Annotated in this window: 18 protein-coding genes; 13 read left to right on the top strand and 5 right to left on the bottom strand. The window is 71.4% G+C overall.

Features of this window, described 5'->3' with window-relative positions; translation table 11 throughout:
- Positions 1-25 precede the first annotated feature (25 nt).
- The 6 genes from mgtE to J2Z79_RS03465 all read left to right on the top strand — a co-directional run bounded on the left by mgtE (position 26) and on the right by J2Z79_RS03465 (position 5,505).
- Positions 26-1,387, top strand: coding sequence for a magnesium transporter (gene mgtE / locus J2Z79_RS03490; protein ID WP_209465470.1), 1,362 nt, complete (start codon positions 26-28; stop codon positions 1,385-1,387).
- Positions 1,388-1,475: 88 nt separating this feature from the next.
- Positions 1,476-2,525 carry an NADPH dehydrogenase NamA gene (gene namA / locus J2Z79_RS03485; RefSeq protein ID WP_209465469.1) on the top strand — a complete coding sequence of 350 codons (1,050 nt, stop codon included), beginning with the start codon at positions 1,476-1,478 and terminating at the stop codon, positions 2,523-2,525.
- A 16-nt stretch (positions 2,526-2,541) separates the two neighbouring features.
- Positions 2,542-2,871, top strand: coding sequence for a fluoride efflux transporter FluC (locus J2Z79_RS03480; RefSeq protein ID WP_209465468.1), 330 nt, complete (start codon positions 2,542-2,544; stop codon positions 2,869-2,871).
- Positions 2,872-2,912: 41 nt separating this feature from the next.
- Positions 2,913-3,308 carry a fluoride efflux transporter CrcB gene (gene crcB, locus J2Z79_RS03475; protein WP_209465467.1) on the top strand — a complete coding sequence of 132 codons (396 nt, stop codon included), beginning with the start codon at positions 2,913-2,915 and terminating at the stop codon, positions 3,306-3,308.
- Positions 3,309-3,442: 134 nt separating this feature from the next.
- The gene (locus tag J2Z79_RS03470; protein ID WP_209465466.1) at positions 3,443-4,915 is read left to right on the top strand and encodes a hypothetical protein; all 1,473 of its coding nucleotides are present in this window, start codon (positions 3,443-3,445) and stop codon (positions 4,913-4,915) included.
- Between the two features lie 104 nt (positions 4,916-5,019).
- On the top strand, positions 5,020-5,505 hold the full coding sequence (locus J2Z79_RS03465) for a ferritin (protein WP_209465465.1): 486 nt from the start codon (positions 5,020-5,022) through the stop codon (positions 5,503-5,505).
- An 80-nt stretch (positions 5,506-5,585) separates the two neighbouring features.
- Here the strand turns inward: J2Z79_RS03465 and J2Z79_RS03460 are convergent, their stop codons facing one another.
- From J2Z79_RS03460 to J2Z79_RS03445, 4 genes are all read right to left on the bottom strand, one after another.
- Positions 5,586-6,509 carry a hypothetical protein gene (locus J2Z79_RS03460; RefSeq protein WP_209465464.1) on the bottom strand — a complete coding sequence of 308 codons (924 nt, stop codon included), beginning with the start codon at positions 6,507-6,509 and terminating at the stop codon, positions 5,586-5,588.
- A 27-nt stretch (positions 6,510-6,536) separates the two neighbouring features.
- The gene (locus J2Z79_RS03455) at positions 6,537-7,229 is read right to left on the bottom strand and encodes an ABC transporter permease (protein ID WP_209465463.1); all 693 of its coding nucleotides are present in this window, start codon (positions 7,227-7,229) and stop codon (positions 6,537-6,539) included.
- Positions 7,229-7,936 carry an ABC transporter ATP-binding protein gene (locus J2Z79_RS03450; RefSeq protein WP_209465462.1) on the bottom strand — a complete coding sequence of 236 codons (708 nt, stop codon included), beginning with the start codon at positions 7,934-7,936 and terminating at the stop codon, positions 7,229-7,231. Before J2Z79_RS03450 ends, J2Z79_RS03455 begins: the two co-directional genes overlap by 1 nt.
- Before the next feature lie 165 nt (positions 7,937-8,101).
- Positions 8,102-9,145, bottom strand: coding sequence for a LytTR family transcriptional regulator DNA-binding domain-containing protein (locus J2Z79_RS03445; protein ID WP_209465461.1), 1,044 nt, complete (start codon positions 9,143-9,145; stop codon positions 8,102-8,104).
- Between the two features lie 140 nt (positions 9,146-9,285).
- Here J2Z79_RS03445 and J2Z79_RS03440 point away from each other — a divergent pair, with 140 nt between their 5' ends.
- Positions 9,286-9,612 carry a thioredoxin family protein gene (locus J2Z79_RS03440; protein WP_209465460.1) on the top strand — a complete coding sequence of 109 codons (327 nt, stop codon included), beginning with the start codon at positions 9,286-9,288 and terminating at the stop codon, positions 9,610-9,612.
- Between the two features lie 34 nt (positions 9,613-9,646).
- Complete coding sequence (locus J2Z79_RS03435) at positions 9,647-10,702, top strand: LLM class flavin-dependent oxidoreductase (protein WP_209465459.1); 1,056 nt, start codon at positions 9,647-9,649, stop codon at positions 10,700-10,702.
- A 55-nt stretch (positions 10,703-10,757) separates the two neighbouring features.
- Here J2Z79_RS03435 and J2Z79_RS03430 read toward each other — a convergent pair whose 3' ends face one another.
- Positions 10,758-11,348, bottom strand: coding sequence for a hypothetical protein (locus tag J2Z79_RS03430; RefSeq protein WP_209465458.1), 591 nt, complete (start codon positions 11,346-11,348; stop codon positions 10,758-10,760).
- Positions 11,349-11,824: 476 nt separating this feature from the next.
- Between J2Z79_RS03430 and J2Z79_RS03425 the strand changes: the two genes are divergently transcribed.
- Genes J2Z79_RS03425 through J2Z79_RS03405 form a run of 5 tightly spaced genes read left to right on the top strand, consistent with a single transcriptional unit; the run spans position 11,825 to position 16,898 of the window.
- The gene (locus tag J2Z79_RS03425; RefSeq protein WP_425353530.1) at positions 11,825-12,670 is read left to right on the top strand and encodes a class II fructose-bisphosphate aldolase; all 846 of its coding nucleotides are present in this window, start codon (positions 11,825-11,827) and stop codon (positions 12,668-12,670) included.
- A gap of 39 nt (positions 12,671-12,709) precedes the next feature.
- Positions 12,710-13,783, top strand: coding sequence for a bifunctional phosphoglucose/phosphomannose isomerase (locus tag J2Z79_RS03420; protein ID WP_209465456.1), 1,074 nt, complete (start codon positions 12,710-12,712; stop codon positions 13,781-13,783).
- Positions 13,783-14,736, top strand: coding sequence for an ROK family protein (locus J2Z79_RS03415; RefSeq protein ID WP_209465455.1), 954 nt, complete (start codon positions 13,783-13,785; stop codon positions 14,734-14,736). The genes J2Z79_RS03420 and J2Z79_RS03415 overlap by 1 nt, the downstream gene beginning before the upstream one ends.
- On the top strand, positions 14,736-15,683 hold the full coding sequence (gene pfkB / locus J2Z79_RS03410) for a 1-phosphofructokinase (protein ID WP_209465454.1): 948 nt from the start codon (positions 14,736-14,738) through the stop codon (positions 15,681-15,683). Before J2Z79_RS03415 ends, pfkB begins: the two co-directional genes overlap by 1 nt.
- A gap of 30 nt (positions 15,684-15,713) precedes the next feature.
- Positions 15,714-16,898, top strand: coding sequence for an ROK family transcriptional regulator (locus tag J2Z79_RS03405; RefSeq protein ID WP_209465453.1), 1,185 nt, complete (start codon positions 15,714-15,716; stop codon positions 16,896-16,898).
- Positions 16,899-16,949 lie beyond the last annotated feature (51 nt).

Raw genomic sequence — 16,949 nt, 5'->3', positions numbered from 1 at the left:
CACCGACGAAAGGGAGGCGAGGCCAGTGAACCAGGAACTGATCGGCATCCTGGACCAGACCATCGTCATGTTGCAGCAGCACCGCGAAGACGAACTCCGCACGCTGCTCGATGAACTCCACCCTGCGGACCTCGCCGAGCTGCTGGAGGAACTGGAGGACGAGCAGCGGGCGGCCGTGGTACAGCTCATGTCCGGCCCGACGGCGGCCGAGGCCATCGCCGAGCTGGAGCTGGAGGAGCAGGCGGCCATCGTGACCGCGCTGCCCCCGGAGAAGGCCAAGGCGATCCTGGATGAGATGTCGGCCGACGACGCCGCCGACCTCTTCGCCGAGCTGGAGCCCGAGGACGCCGGGTCCCTCCTGCAGCTGATGACTCAGGAGGACGCCACGGACGTCCGGGAGCTGATGACCTTCCCCGAGGACACGGCCGGCGGCATCATGACCACCGAGTTCGTGGCCATCGGCGCCCAGCGCACAGCGGCGGACGCCATCGACGAGCTGCGGCGGGCGGCCCCCTCTGCGGAGACGGCGTACTACGTGTACGTGGTCGACGAGCAGGGGCGGCTGGTCGGGGTGCTCTCGCTGCGGGAGCTGATCGTGGCGCAGCCCGACGCCGAGATCCGGAGCATCATGCGCACCAACGTGGTCTCGGTGCACGTGAACGACGACCAGGAAGAGGTCGCCCGGACGGTGCAGAAGTACAACCTGCTGGCCGTTCCCGTCGTGGACGACCAGGATGTCCTGCGGGGCATCGTCACGGTCGACGACGTCATCGACGTGCTGGAGGAGGAGGCCACCGAGGACATCTTCCGCGCCGGCGGCGTGTCGGACGCCGAACAGCAGCTGGACCTGGAGGGCCCCATCTGGCCGGCGATCCGGGCGCGCCTGCCCTGGCTCCTCGGGCTGCTCTTCCTCAGCCTGGTCTCGGGCAAGGTGATCGAGGGCTTCACACCGCTGATGGACCGGGTGACGGCGCTGGCGATCTTCATCACCACCATGGCCGGCGGGGCGGGCAACGCCGCGACCCAGGCGCTCACGGTGGTGGTGCGCGGCCTGGCCACCGGGGAGATGGAGCGGGACCAGGTCGGCCGGGTCGTCTGGCGCGAGGCCCGCATCGGCATCGTGATCGGCGCGATCTGCGGGCTGGTGCTGGGCGTCACGGCCATGGTGTGGAACCACTCGCCCTGGATCGGCCTGATCGTCGGGCTGTCGATCGCGATCAACCTCATGCTGGCCAAGGCCGCGGGATCGCTGGTGCCGGTGATCATCCAGCGCCTCGGGCTCGACCCGGCGGTGGCCTCGGGCCCGTTCATCGCCACCATCACCGACACGACCTCGATGCTCGTCTACTTCTCCATCGCCGCGCTCATACTGGGAGCGGTGCTCTAGAGAGGATCCGGCGCACCTGTGGGCAGGCGCCGGTCGTCATACCCCTGAGGGAGTATCCGCCCCGGAGCAGCTAAAGGAGGTCGTGCTGATGCCCCACCTGTTCGAGCCGCTGAGCCAGCGGTCGCTCACGCTGCGCAACCGCATCGTCATGTCGCCGATGTGCATGTACGTCGCCGGGACGGACGGGGTGGCGACCGACTGGCACCTCGTCCACTACGGCACCCGTGCGATGGGCGGGGTCGGCCTCATCATCACGGAGGCCACCGCCGTGGAGCCCCGGGGCCGCATCTCCGAGGGCGACCTCGGCATCTGGAACGACGCGCAGGCCGAGGCCCTGGCCCGTATCGCCCGCTTCGTGCACGAGCGGGGCGCCGCCTTCTCCATCCAGCTGGCCCACGCCGGCCGGAAGGCCTGGACCTTCCACAAGGGCAGGGGGCCGGAACCGGCCGTGGCGCCCAGCGCAGTCCCCTTCGACGAGGACTGGGTGACGCCGCAGGAGCTGGACCGCGCCGGCATCGACCGGGTGGTTGCCGCCTTCGGCGCAGCGGCCCGGCGGGCGGGAGAGCTGGGCTGCGATTCAGTAGAGATCCACGCCGCTCACGGCTACCTGCTGCACGAAACCCTCTCGCCGCTGACCAACCGGCGGACCGACGAGTACGGCGGGACGCTGGAGAACCGCGCCCGCCTCCTGAAGCGGGTGTTCGAGGCCGTGCGCGCGGCCTTCCCCGCCGACCGGCCGGTCTGGGTCCGCATCTCCGCCACGGACTGGGTGGAGGGGGGCTGGGACATCGCCGAGTCGGTGGAGCTGGCCCGCTGGATGAAGGAGTGGGGCGTGGACCTGGTGGACGTCTCCACGGGCGGCAACTCGCCCCGGCAGCGGATCCCCGCCATCGGCCCGGGCTACCAGGTGGCCTTCGCCGAGCGCATCCGGCGGGAGGCCGGCATCCCCACCGGTGCGGTAGGGCTGATCACGGTGCCGGAGCAGGCCGACGCCATCCTCCGCAGCGGGCAGGCGGACGTGGTGCTGCTGGGCCGGGAGCTGCTGCGCAACCCGTACTTCCCGCTGGCGGCCGCCCACCGGCTGGGTCAAGAGATGGAGTGGCCTGCGCCCTACGTGCGGGGCAAGTTCCCGCGGTGATGCAGGAGGCCCTGTGGTGAACTGGGTGTGGATAGGCGCGGCGGGCGCCGCTGGTGCGGTCGCCCGCCTTCTTGTCGGCAGATGGATCGATGGCCGGCACGGCCGTCGGGATCTTCCCTGGGGCACCCTCGCCGTCAACGTCACCGGCTCGTTTCTGCTCGGGCTGCTCACCGGGCTTGCTTCGGGCCCCGGCTCTCTCGCGCCTGACGTCAAGGCCGTGCTCGGGGCGGGCTTTCTCGGCGCGTTTACGACGTTCTCCACCTGGCAGCTGGACCTGTACCAGGCCCTGCGGAGGGGTGACCGCAGATCTGCCATGATGAACAGCGCGCTGAGCACCGGGTTGTGACTCATGGCTGCGTGGGCGGGCCTGGCCCTGGGGTGGGGGCGATGAGCAGGCTCTCCGTGGTCGGCGTTGCTGCGGCAGGCGCCCAGGGCGCCTTGGCCCGCTACGTGCTCGGCAACTGGCTGGCGACGCGCCTGCCCTCCGCCTTTCCCCTGCCCACGCTGATCATCAACCTCCTCGGCTCCATGCTGCTCGGCTTCGTGGTCGGGTACGGCATCGAGCGGGGGCGTCTGCCGGAGCAATGGCGGCTGCCTGTGACCGCAGGTTTCGTCGGCTCGTTCACCACCTTTTCCACCTGGTCGGTGGAGACGGTGGTTCTCCTGGAGGCCGGCCGCTGGGGTTTCGCCGCGGTCAACGTGGGCCTGAGCCTGGCTCTGGGGCTGTCCGCTGTCTGGGCCGGCCACAGGCTGGCCCGGACGGCTGGACGCCGGGCGCCCTGAGCAGGGCATCAGGATTATGTTTAGACATGCCGACATTAAGGTTGGGAGCAAACTCTCCCAACCTTTTTTCGTGTTTGCGGAGTCGTGTACACAGAGCCCTTTTTTCACCCCGGTGGAGCGGAGGGAGGAGTTCCATGCGATCAACTTACGCTGAGCGGTTTTCCCGGTTCTGCCTCGGCCTGCTCGCCGCTGCCCTGCTGCTCTGGCTCCTGCGGGTGGGCGTACCCGGCGATCTCCCGGCCGGCGGCGTCTCCCTCAAGACCGGGCAGCCCGTACTCGTGGTGCTTCGGCCCGCCCTGGCGGCCACCCTGGGGAATGCGGCCGCTGCGGTGCTGTACGCGCTGCCCGCCGCGTTGCTGCTGGGCGTTCCCGCCGGCCTGCGGCCGGAAAGCCCTGTCGACCGGGTGCTGCAGGCGCCTGCGGTGGCCCTTATGGGGGTTCCGGCCTACGCGGCCGGCATCCTGGGTGTCTGGCTGGTGATGTCGGGCCCCCTGGGCGGCGTTTCGCTCTCGGCGGCGGCCAATGGGGCCCTGACGGTGGTGCTGGTCGGCTGGCTCGCCAGGGCTGTCCGCGATGGCCTGGCCGGCGCCCGCGAGGACGGCCTTCCCCTGTCGCCGGCGCGCGCGCTTGCGGCCGTGCTGGGCCGCATCCTGCAGCAGACGGGCAACATCCTGGTGCTCACGATGGCAGCCTGGTTCGTGGCGCGCGGCCCCGGCGCCGGCCTCTTGGGCCAGGTGGCAGGGGCTTCTGCAAACCGGGACTTCCCCGTGCTCCAGGCCGGCCTGTGGGCGCTGGTCGGCTGCGGCCTCGCGGGCCACCTGGCGGGCGACCTGCTGGTGACGGCGGCCGGGACCCGGCGGGCCGCAGGCCGGCCGTCCCGGGGCTGGCTGGCCGTTGGCGTCCTGCTCGTGCTGGTGCTGTTTGCGGCTGCGCTGCCGGGCGGCGCACCCGGGGTCGCGCCCGCGAACCTGCAGGCCCGGCTGCTGCCGCCGGGCAGCGAGGGGCTCGTCCTGGGGACGGACCAGCTGGGCCGCGACCTGCTCTCCCGCATCGGGGAAGCCGCACGCACCTCGCTTGCCGTCGCCGGCGGGGCCTTGGCCGTCGCCGCCCTCGGCGGGGCCGTGGTGGCCGGGATCGGGCTGGCGGCGGGGAAGCGGGGCCGCACGCTGCTCGCGCCGCGGGTAGCCGTTCCCGGGCTGCTCGGACCGCTGCTGGCCGGGATGACCCTGCCCGGACTGCTGACCGGCGCGCTGACCCCGCGTTCAAGCATCTTCGCCTTCATGCTCGCCCTGGGCCTGGCCTCCGTCCCGGCGGCCGCCTGGGCGTTCCGCAGGTTCGGCGCCGCGCCCCGGCAGCAGTGGCCTGCCCTGCTGGGGCTCCTGACCCTCACCCTCGCCCAGATCCTGCTGACCGAGTTCACCCTGAGCTTCCTCGGCTTCGGCCTCGGGGCGCCCCTGGAGTCGCTGGGCCGCCTGGCCGGCGACGCGCTGCCCCTCATCCGGACCGCGCCGCACCTGCTCTGGGGTGTACTGCCCGGTGCCGCCGGGCTGATCGGCCTCTTCCTCACCGGCCACGCCTTGCTGGATGCAGCGCCGGACGAGGAGTGAATGCATGAAGAAGTTTCCTTCGATCGGGCAGGAGGGTTGCCGACCAACGGGGAAACTGTAGAACGACGGACCATCAACCCGGTCCGACCAAGGAGGCGATTTCAGTGAACAAGGCCATGGAAGCGGCACTGAACGAGCAGATCAAGCTTGAACTCAGCTCCGCCTATACCTACCTCGGCATGGCGGCGTACTGCGAGTCGGCCAGTTTCCCGGGCATGGCGCACTGGTTGGAGCTGCAGGCGAAGGAAGAGCTGGAGCACGCGATGAAGATCTACGGCCACGTGAACGACCGCGGCGGCCGGGTGGCGCTGCAGGCGATCCCCGAGCCTGTCTGCGACTACGCCTCGCCGCTGGCCGTCTTCGAGACCGTGCTGGCGCACGAGCAGAAGGTGACCGCCTCGATCCACAAGCTCTACGCCCTGGCGGTGGAGGAGAAGGACTACGCCTCCCTGCCGCTGCTCCAGTGGTTCATCGAGGAGCAGGTGGAGGAGGAGAAGAGCGCCGACGAGATCCTCCAGAAGCTCCGCATGGCCGGCGAGAGTAAGAGCGCCCTGCTCTTCCTCGACAGCCAGCTGGGGCGCCGCGAGTAACGTTCAACAGCATGAGCGAAAGGTCGGGCTGTTCCGCAGTCGTCGTGGGATTGACTGCGGGGCAGCCCGACCCGTTTTTTCTAGAGCCATGGTCCGACCACGGCCAGCAGGTGCTCGACGTAGTGGCCGATGTCGAACCAGCGGCGGTCCACCGCAACCGGGGTGCGCTGTTCGACCATCTCGATGGCCTGCCGGGGGTTCAGGGCGTCGTAGCGGGGGTGGTAGACCTCCGTCCAGGGGGGCAGGTCCGGGCGCCCCTCCGGTGCGATGGGCGTGGCCCCCAGCAGGTGCGCCTCGTAGAGGGCCAGGGTGAGGCTGCCGCCCGTGGTGGTGGAGATGGCGGCCTGGGCCCGGGTCAGCAGCCGGTAGTACTCCTCGTGGGGCAGCCGTCCCACCTCGATGCCCATCTGCCGCCAGAGGTCCACCGGGTAGTAGGAGAGCGGGTCGATGGGCGAGGCGATGAAGACCCGGTACCCCCGGTCCATCAGCTCGAAGGCCATCCGCACCGAGAGGTAGGGCTGGTAGAACTCGTTGAGCCGCCCGGGGAAGACCACCAGCCGCTCCCGGTCGGGGCCGGGACGCAGTTCGGCGATCACCCGGTTGATCAGGGTGTGGTCGTAGGGGAAGCCGGCGGCGACTACCCGGGCCCGCGAGCCGGCGGGCAGGTAGCGCTCGCCCCAGGGCACCATGGAGGGGTTGGTGACGAAGATCGCGGCGAGCGACGGGTGGCTGTAGATCCACAGGTCGGCGGGGTCGTAGGCGTTGGTGAAGGGGTTCCAGATGTCGTGCTCGTGGACGATCACGTGCTCCGGGGGCTCCGGGGCCTCCAGCAGCTGCTTCTGCACGGTGTAGCGGGTGAAGAAGACCGGGCCGCGGGGGTGCTCGGGCATGCGGGTCCGGAACTCGTACGGCACCCCGGCCTCGTCCAGCCCCTTCCGGAGACCCGACAGGAAGTTGGGGTACCAGGCCGTGGGATCAGCGGGATCGTAGACGACGTGGAGCACGGATCATCACCCTTTCGGAAGAGGTCCTCAGCGGCTGGTGGCCTGCTGTCTGAGAATCCGGGCCCCGACCGCCAGCAGGAGCACGGTGTAGGCCAGCATGACGGCCGCGTCCTGCGCCAGCGGCACCGGTGCCCCCGTCCAGCCGCCCCAGATCAGCTCCTGAACCGGTCGGGCGGGCAGCCAGCGCATGACCTCGGCGATGGCCCAGCCGGACTCGTGCCAGGGGATGATGGTTCCGCCCACCAGCACGGCCAGCAGCGGCGTCCGGTAGAGCGACGAGGTCTTCATGTCGCGGGCGACGATGCCGATGAGGGCGCCGGAGGCTGTGGCGAAGCCGATGGCCAGCGCCAATCCGGACAGGAGAACCAGCGGTGACTGCGGCGGCTGCCGGAAGACCAGGAGGATCAGCGCGGACATGAGCGCGGCAAGGAGGACCCCGACTGCGGCCTTCGCACCGATGATCTCCAGCGGCCGGGCCGGGGTAACCAGCAGCGCCTCCAGGGTCCGGCGCTCCTTCTCCTCCACCAGGGAGGTGACCGTCATCTGCCAGACGCTGCTGTAGATGGCGACGACCAGCACGACCGGGAGGAAGGTGGCGCTGTCCTGCGCGTCGAGGGCATACACGGCCGCCATGCCCAGCATGACCAGGATGAACACGGCCAGGCGCCTGTTTCGCTTCAGCGCCCAGAACTCGCCCCGCACCAAGCTGAAGAACCGCATCACCGTGCCCCCCTTGTCAACTGGATGAATGCATCGGTCAGAGAAGGGCCGTGCTGCTCCTTAAGCCTGGCCGGCGTCTCACAGGCGAGCATGCGGCCCCGGCTGAGGAGGCAGACCCGGTCGCAGAGCGCCTCCACCTCGGCCATGTCGTGGCTGCTCAGGAGGATGGTGACCCCCTTGCTGCGGAGGTGGCGGATGAGCCCGTGCAGTTCGTCCGCAGCCATCGGATCGAGGCCCGAGGTGGGCTCGTCCAGGTAGAGGAGGCGGGGGCCGTGCAGAACGGCCCGGGCCAGGGCCACCCGCTGCCGCTGGCCCTTGGAGAGCTGGCCGGCGAGCCGGTCCTGCAGGTCGGCCACGCCCATCTGTTCCAGCGCCTCGCGGGCCGCGCTGGGCGGAGCGCCAAACAGCCCGGCGAAGAGGAGGAGGTTCTCCAGAACGGTCAGCCCGTCGTAGAGCAGCCCGCCGTCCAACACCACCCCCATCTGCCGGCGAATGGTCTGGGCGTTCTGCCATGGGTCGAGCCCTGCCACGCGCACCCGCCCGCGGGTGGGCCGGGCCAGCCCGGCGACCAGCCGCAGGGTCGTGGTCTTCCCGGCGCCGTTGGGGCCCAGCAGTCCGAAGGTCTCGCCTGCGCGAATTTCCAGGTTCAGGTCTGCGAGCGCGGTGATGGAGCCGTAGCACTTGGTTACGCCACTGAGCAGGATCACGGTCACTCACCTCGGCCCCATTCTCCCATGGGGGCCTTGGTGCTTCATCCTTTCAGCGACGGCGGGGGCAGGGCGACGACGACTGGTGCGTGCGTGAGGACGAGTGGTGCGTCGGAGAGCCCGACTGGGTCCGCCGTCAGACGGGCGGGTGCCGTCCGAATCCCCTCACCAGCGCAGCAGAGCCTTCAACTCCGCGACCCGATGCTTGCTGAGCGGAACCTCGGACCCGTCCTTCAGGCGCAGTGAAAAGCTGCTGCGGGTCCAGGCGGCGATCTCACGCACGTGAGCGAGGTTGACCAGGTAACCCCGGTGGGCCCGGTAGAAGCCGTGGACGGCCAGCCGCTCTTCCAGCTCGGACAGCGTGAAGGAGGCCGTCCAATCCCCCTCGCGGGTGTGCAGGTAGACGCTCTTCTCCTGGGCGTAGGCGTACAGGATCTCGTCCGGCGAGAAGAGCATCACGCGCTCGTCCCTCCGGGCCGCGATCTGTTCCACCCGTGGCTGCGCGTGTCGGGCGTCCGCAGTTGGCGATCCGGGCGCGCCGGGCCGGGAGCCAGGCTCGCCGGGCTCGGCGTGCGCCATGGGCTGGGGCTCCACGAACCGCCCGTTCTCGAGGTAGTGGATGCGGCTGGCCAGGCGAAGCGTGCGCGGGTGCCCGAAGGTGGTGATCAGCACACCCATTCCCCGATCGGCAGCGGCGCTGATGGCGCCCTCGATGATCTCCGCACTCTCCAGATCGACGTCGCCCATCGGTTCATCGAGAACGAGCAGCGCCGGATCGTGGAGCAGGGCACGGGCCAGGCGGAGCCGCGCAGCCTCACCGGGCGTCAGGTCGGCCACAAGGCGGTTCCGCAGCGCGGTCAGCTCCAGGCTGGCAACCGCTTCAGCGGCCCTCTCCGGGGGCAGCGACCAGAGGCTCGCATACAACGCCAGCGTCTCAGACACGGTGTGCGCCGGGTTGAGCCCCCATGCAGGTCCGGCCACGCCCAGCCGGGCTGACGCCGCGGGGGAGCCCGGCGCATGCCCGCATATGCGGAGGTGCCCGCGGGAGGGGCGCCCGACGCCTGTGAGCAGCTGAAGCAGGGGCGCCTTCCCGTTTCCCTGGCTGCCTACCAGGGCCACCGCCTCGCCGGCTGCCAGGGTCAGCGAGATGCCGTGCAGTCCGTGCGGGTGGTGGAGGTCGGAGATCTCCAGCAGAATGGTCAATGTCATCACCAGCCCAACTGTTCGCCCTCCCCTTCCCGTTTCCTGCGTGTGCAGACACCCATACCGCACCGGGGTATGCATGCGTCTCTAGAGCAGGACAACATCCCCGTGGCCGGTCATACTACGGGTGCAGGAGGTACATACCCATGCAGAGACTGACCTGGGACTCCTTCGATGCGGCCCTCCGCGAGCACGCGAACCTGATCGTCAACTTCACCGCCGACTGGTGCCCCGACTGCAGGCGGATCAAGGACGCCTACGCGGCGTTCCCCGAGCGCTTTCCGCAGTTCGCCTTCGCCGTGGTCGATACCGAGGTCAGCCCCGACCTGGCCGAGCGCTTCGACGTGCGGGGCATCCCGTCGCTCCTGGTCTTCCGGAACGGCGAGCTGGCCGACAGGCTCTACAGCCGGGACGCCAAGACGGTGAAGCAGGTGGAGGACTTCGTGGCGAAGCAGGTGGCTGTGGCGCCCTGACCGGGCAGACGGGGCATGGACAGGGGATGAGGGCTTGGAACTGGGAATCTACACCTTCGTGGAGACGACGCCCGACCCGGTAACCGGCGTGCGCATCAGCCCCGAGGAGCGGATGCGCAACCTGATGGAGGAGATCGAGCTGGCCGATCAGGTGGGGCTCGACGTGTTCGGCATCGGCGAGCACCACCGGCCCGAGTACGTGGCCTCGTCGCCGGCTACGATCCTGGCCGCGGCAGCGCTCAGGACGAAGCGGATCCGCCTCACCAGCGCGGTCACGGTGCTCAGCTCCGACGACCCGGTCCGGGTCTTCCAGCAGTTCGCCACGGTTGACCTCCTCTCCGGCGGCCGGGCCGAGATCATGGTGGGGCGGGGCTCCTTCATCGAGTCGTTCCCGCTCTTCGGCTACGACCTGGACCACTACGACGCCCTCTTCGCCGAGAAGCTGGACCTGCTGCTCAGGCTGCGGGAGTCGGAGCGGGTGACGTGGGAGGGCCAGTTCCGGCCGAGCCTGCAGGGGCAGGGCGTCTATCCGCGCCCGGTGCAGGAGCGGCTGCCGATCTGGGTGGCCGTGGGCGGGACGCAGTACTCCGCCGTCAGGGCCGGGGCGCTTGGCCTGCCGATGGCCCTGGCGATCATCGGCGGGCTTCCGGAGCGGTTCAAGCCGCTGGCCGAGCTGCACCGCAGGGCTGCGGAGGCCAACGGGCACGTGCCTCCGGCACTGAGCATCAACTCCCACGGCTTCATCGCCGACCGGTCGCAGGACGCCGCCGACCTCGCCTTCCCGGCCTTCAAGGCCGTGATGGACCAGCTCGGCCGGGAGCGGGGCTGGCCGCCGATGACCCGCGCCCAGTTCGAGCAGGCGCGCAGCCTGAGGGGTGCGGACTTCGTCGGCAGCCCGCAGGAGGTGGCGGAGAAGATCCTCTTCCAGCACGAGATCTTCGGCCACCAGCGGTTCCTGCTGCAGCTGACCGTCGGCAGCCTGCCCCACGACCGGGTCCTGCGGGCGATCGAGCTCTTCGGCACGCAGGTGGCGCCGGTGGTGCGGCGGGAGGTCGCCCGGAGGCAGGGCAAGCCGGGCGGCGGACAATAGGGATCACAAGACGATGAGGCACCGGCGCAGCGGGGGCTGGCCGGTGCCTGACGCGTCAGCCGCGCTGCCCGGGCCGGATCTCGTACCAGATGTTCCGCAGGAAGCCCCGGGCGTCGGGGTAGGCGACCTGGCGTACGATCGTGGGCCGTTTGCCGGTGCAGCGCCAGGCGTAGACCGTCTCCCTCCCGGTGACCACGGCCGGGATCGCGTCGGCGCCGGGGTTCTGCCGGCAGTACTGCCGCATGGCGGGGGAGGGGGTCCGGCGGGTGTCGGCCTTCGCCTGGCAGGGCAGGTTTGCACCCACGAAGCAGGCGTAGACCCTGCCCCCCATGCAGCGCCAGAAGGTCGTGCGGGCGAGCTGCTCCCGGGACGTGTCCGCCGGGATTCCGGCGGCGCGGATCAGCCCCTCGACCACCGCATCCGGCACCGGGGGACCGGCCCACCGCCCGTCCGGCTGGTCGACGGTGCCCACCGCCGCGCAGTAGGCGAAGGGGTCGGTGTACCGGTCGGCGGGTGCCCCGCGGCGGCCGTGGGAGGACGGATGGTCGGGTACGGCCGCGGCGCCTCCCCCGGCGAGTGCCGGCCGGTGGCCGGCGGCGGCGAGGGCCAGTGCGAGAAGCAGGGCGACGACAACTTTCCTGTGCATTGGCAACCTCCTCGGGGTTCGTGCTACAGTGCAGTTTCCCCAAAATCGCCCGGCGTGCTGCTGGCGCCAGCTCTCGGGCGGGGCGGCTCGGCGCCGCTGGCGCCAGCAATGCGCCTTCGCTCGCCCTGCCCGAGGCCACTGCCCAGACGCTTATGCGCCAGCGTGCTGCGGGCAGGGCGGCTCGGCGCCGCTGGCGCCAGCAACGCGCCTTCGCTCGCCCTGCCCGAGGCCACCGCCCAGACGCTTATGCGCCAGCGTGCTGCGGGTAGGGCGGCTCGGCGCCGCTGGGCCAGCCACGCGCTTTCGCCCGCCCTGCCCCGGCCGCGGCTCAGGCTGCTGCGGGCAGGGCGGCTCGGCGATACTGGTGCGCGCACCGCACGGGGACGGCGGAAGGAATCCGCCTCGTCGCAGCAAATTAATTAGACTAACTTACTAATGGGTCGCAGCCCGGAGAGAGGATGATCACCTTGGCGCTCGTGACGCTGAGAGAGGTTCTGGCCCAGGCCGAGGCCGGGGGCTACGCTGTTCCGGCGATCAACGTGCACACGCTGGAGGTCCTGCCGGCGGTGCTCCAGGTGGCCGCGGAGGAGCGGTCGCCCATCATTCTGCAGTTCACCGAGGGCACCCTGAAGTTCTGCGGCTACGACAACGTGCGGGTCTTCGCCGGCCACCTGGCGCGGGTGTCGCCTGTGCCCGTCGTGCTCCACCAGGACCACGGCGCCTCCTACGCGGTGGCCGTGCGGGCGATCCAGGCCGGGTTCACGTCCGTGATGATCGACGCCTCCCGCCTCCCCCTCGAGGAGAACATCGCCGCGACCCGCAAGGTCGTGGAGCTGGCACACGCCTGCGGCGTCTCGGTGGAGGCCGAGTTGGGACGGGTGGCCGGCCAGGAGGAGGAGATCGCCGTCTCGGAGGCTGAGGCCGCGCTGACGGACCCCGCGGAGGCCGCCCGGTTCGTCGCCGAGACGGGGGTGGACGCCCTCGCCGTCGCCGTGGGCACGGTCCACGGGTTCTACCGGTGGGAGCCGAAGCTCGCCCACGACCGGATCGCCGCGATCCGGCAGGCCGCGGGCGTGCCGCTGGTGCTGCACGGCGGGTCCGGCGTGCCCGACGAGGAGGTGCAGCGGGCCATCCAGCTGGGCATCCGCAAGGTGAACATCTCCACCGAGGCCAAGTGGGCGTGGGCGCAGGCCCTGCGTCAGTCTTTGGCCGACCGGCCCGACGAGTTCGACCCCAGGGCGCTCCTGACGCCCGTCATGCAGGCGGTGCAGGAGGTCGTGCGGGCCAAGATCCGCATGGTGGGCGCAAACGGCAAGGCGTAACCAGTCTGCAGGACGCAAATCGCGAAGGAGGAGACCCGAATGGCCAGGATCGATCTGCAGGACGCGGCTGCCATCACGGCTGCCGACACCCTTTCCATGCTCGCACTCCAGATGGGTTACCCGGAGCAGTTCCGGGAGGGCATCGCACTGGCCCGCGCGTTCAACCTGCCGCCCCTGCCCGCCGACACGCATGAGGTCGTCATCCTCGGCACCGGCGGCGGCTCGGCCGCCAGCGGCAACCTGCTGCGCAGCTACCTGTTCGGGGAGGGCAGGGTCCCGATCCACGTGGTGCAGGGCTACAACTGCCCCGGCTTCGTGGACGAACACTCCGTGGTCATCGCCGTGAGCCACTCCGGCAAGACGGAGGAGATCAACTCGTCGTTCGAACAGGCCGCCCGCACCGGGGCGACGCTGGTGGCCATGGGCGCCGGCGGCCGCCTGAAGGAGACTGCCACCCGGCTCGGGGCACCGTACCTCGATGTGCCCGGCGGCCTGATGCCGCGGGTGGCCATCGGCTACATCTTCGCGCCCATCCTGGTCATGCTGGAGCGCTGGGGGCTCTGCGGCGACCAGTCGCAGGCCCTGGATGAGTCCATCGCCCTGATGGCCGAGCTCGCCCGGGAGTACGGGCCCGAATCGCCGGTGGAGCGGAACCTGGCCAAGCAGGTGACGCAGCGGATCGCCGACCGGATCCCGGTGGTCTACGGCTTCGCCGACCACTTCGACGCCGTGGCCTGGCGCTGGAAGAACCAGCTGGGCGAGAACTCCAAGTACATGGCGTTCTGGAACACCATTCCCCACCTGCACCACGACGAGGCGGTGGGCTGGGACATGCAGCCGGAGCTGATGCGGCAGCTGGCGTTCGTGCTGCTGCGGGACCAGGCCGGCGAGTCGGCGCAGATGGTGAAGCGCTGGACCGCCACTCGCGAGATCCTGGCCGAGCGGGCCGGCGCCTGCGTGGAGGTGGAGAGCCGCGGCGAGTCGCTGCTGGCCCGGATGCTCTCGCTGGTGGTGCTGGGCGACTTCGTCTCCTGCTACATGGCCATCGCCAAGGGGGTCGACCCCACCCCGGTGGCGATCATCGACCTGTTCAAGAAGAAGGTCGGCCAGTGATGCGGCTGGCCATCGGCATCGACCTGGGCGGCACCTCGATCGCCGGCGCCGTGGTGGACAGCGCGGGGCGCAAGCTGGCCATCCTCAGGCGGCCGACGCCGGCCAGTGAAGGGCCCACTGTGGTCCTCGCGGCCATGCAGGAGATGGTGGCCGAGCTCCTGGCCAGGTCGCCCGGCCCGGTGCTGGGCATCGGCCTCGGCATCACCGGCACCATGGACCGGGAGGCCGGGATCTCCATCATCTCGCCCAATTTCGAAGGCTGGCGGAACGTCGACGTGCTGACCCCCTTCCGGCAGCGCTTCGGCCTGCCGGTGGTGATGGACAACGACGTGCGGGTGGGCGCACTCGGCGAGCTCCACTTCGGCGCCGGCCGCCGGTACCGCTCGTTCCTTTTCACGGCCATCGGCACCGGCATCGGCGGCGGCATCGTCTTCGACCGGCAGCTGTACCGGGGCCCCTACGGCACCGCGGGCGAGTTCGGCCACATCCCCATCCGGGCGGACGGCGGCCCCCGCTGTGGCTGCGGGGCCACCGGCTGCCTGGAGGCCCTCTGCTCGGGCCCGGCCATCCGCCGGCGGGCGCTGGAGGCCCTGGCGGACCGGAGTGAGCCCTCGGTCCTGCGGTCGCTGCCGGCGGAGGAGGTCTCCGCCCGGACCCTGGCCGAGGCGGCCCGGGCGGGGGACCGGCTGGCACAGCAGCTGTGGGAGGAGATCGGCGCGGACTTCGGGCTGGGCGTCGCGGCCTACTACAACCTGCTGGGCCCGGAGGCGGTGATCGTGGGCGGCGGGGTCTCGCTCGCCGGCGACCTGCTGCTGGAGCCCGCCCGCCGGGCGGCCCGGGAGCGTCTGATGTCGCCCATCCGGGACCACGTGGAGCTGGTGCCGGCCGAGCTGGGCGACGAGGCCGCGGTCGTGGGCGCCGCAACCCTGGTGGAAGGGCTGGTGGTCGCCTGATGGAGCGCTACGTGCTGACGGTGACCCTGAATGCGGCCGTGGACGTGGCCTACACCGTGCCCGGCTTTGCCGCCGGCGCGATCAACGTGGCGACGGCGGTGCGGCGCGTGGCCGGCGGGAAGGGGAACAACGTGGCCCGAGTGCTGGCGCGCCTCGGCAGGCGCACCGTGGCGACGGGCTTCGCCGGCGGCGCGGCCGGCCGGTTCATCCAGGACGAGCTCCGCCGCTGCGGCGTGGTGCCCGAGTACGTGGAGGTGGCCGGCGAGAGCCGGACCTGCTTCGCCATCACCGACCCCGGGAGCGGCGTCGTCACCGAGCTCCGGGAGCGGGGGCCGGAGCTGGGGCCCGAGGACGCGGACCGCTTCAAGGCGCGCTTCGACCGCCTGCTGGGCGGGGCCGACCTCGTTGTCATCTCGGGCTCCGTGCCCCCTGGCGTCGATGCGGGGATCTACCGCTACCTCATCGAGCGGGCCCGCACCCGGCAGGTCAGGGTGATCCTGGACAGCAGCGGGCAGCCCCTGCGCGAGGCCCTGTCCGCCCGGCCATACCTGGTGAAGCCCAACCGGGCCGAGCTGGCCGACTGGGCGGGCCAGGCGCTCGCGGCGGAGGCCGACGTGCTGGCGGCGGCCCGCCGCATGCGGGAGGCCGGGCCGGAATGGGTGCTGGTCTCCCTGGGGGCAGACGGGGCGCTCCTGGTCGGGCCGGAGGGCTCGGGCGGCGCCTGGCGGGCCGTGCCGCCGCAGGTGCGGGCGGATAACAGTGTCGGTTCAGGCGACTCAGCGGTGGCCGGGCTGGCCTGCGCCCTGGTGCGGGGCGACGCGCCGGAGGGGGCGCTGCGACTGGCCGTGGCCTGCGGCACCGCCAACGCCCTGACGCCGGGCGTGGCGGAGGTCCACCCGGCCGACGTGGAGCGGCTGGCGGCGGAGATCCGGGTGGAGCGGCTGTGACGGAACCGGCTTTCCCGAGGAGGTGGTGACGTGGAGCGGCGGTTCGTGCCCGGCAACGCGCGCCTGCTGAAGGAGCTGAACCAGTACCAGATCCTCGACGCCCTGCGCCGCCACGGCAGCCTCGCCCGCAGCGAGCTCGCCCGGATCACCGGCCTGACGCCCCCCACCGTCGGGGCCATCACGGCGGCGCTCCTGGCCGACGGGCTGCTGCTGGAGGGGGAGGGCCTGCCCGCGGCCTCCGCCGGCCGCCGTGCGGTGCCGCTCTCCCTCAACGCGGAATGGGGCGTGGCGATCGGCGTCCTGCTCTCCATTACCCGCGCACAGGTGCTGGCGGTGGACCTGGGCGGGGCCGTGCGCGGGCGGGCGGAGTTCGCCGTGCGGTCCGGCGCGCAGCCGGGCGAGGTGGCCGACGGGATCGCGGCCGCAGTGCAGCGCGTCGTGGCGGAGGTGCGGCCCCGGCGGGTGATCGGCGCGGGCGCGGCGCTCCACGGCTTGGTGGACCACGCCGGGGGCGTCATGCGGTTCGCCCCCCACTTCGGCTGGCGGGACGTGCCGTTCGCCGCCATGCTGGCAGAGCGGCTGGAGCTGCCGGTCGTGGCCGACAACGACGTGCGCTGCATGGCGCTGGGCGAGCTCTGGTTCGGGGCGGGCCGGGGCGTGCAGAACTTCGTCTGCGTGCGGGTCGGCACGGGCATCGGCGCCGGCATCGTCCTGGACGGCAGCCTCTTTCGGGGCGGGCGGGCGCTGGCGGGCGAGATCGGCCACTTCACCGTCGACCTGAACGGGCCCCTGTGCCACTGCGGCAGCCGGGGCTGCCTCGAGACCGTGGCCTCCGGGCCGGCCATCGCGCGGCGGGCGGGGATGGAGAGCGCCACCGCCGTGGCGCGGGCGGCGGAGGCCGGCGACGCGCGGGCGCTGCAGGCCCTCGCCGACGCCGGCACGCACGTGGGGGTGGCGATCGCCAATCTGGCCAAGACCCTTGATCCGGAGCTGGTGCTGATCGGCGGCGGCGTGGCCCGGGCGGGCGAGCACCTGCTGGCCCCGCTGCGCCGGGCCATCGCCGCGCATGCGCTGGACCAGCGAGCTGTGGTGCCGGTGCACCCCGTGGCCCTGGGGGATGATGCCGCAGCCGTCGGCGCGGCGGCGCTGGTGCTGGAGCGCTTCTTCCGGGGCGGCGCCGTGCCGGCGGTGCTCGGCTGGATGGGGCGGCACTAGACCGCGCGGCGGGAGGGTCTGCGCGCCCGGATGGTGAAGTATCGGGGGAAA

This window comes from Symbiobacterium terraclitae (assembly GCF_017874315.1).
In the GTDB taxonomy this organism is placed as follows: domain Bacteria; phylum Bacillota; class Sulfobacillia; order Symbiobacteriales; family Symbiobacteriaceae; genus Symbiobacterium; species Symbiobacterium terraclitae.
Note: the sequence above shows the minus strand (reverse complement) of the source record. Positions and strands in the feature narration are given on the sequence as shown.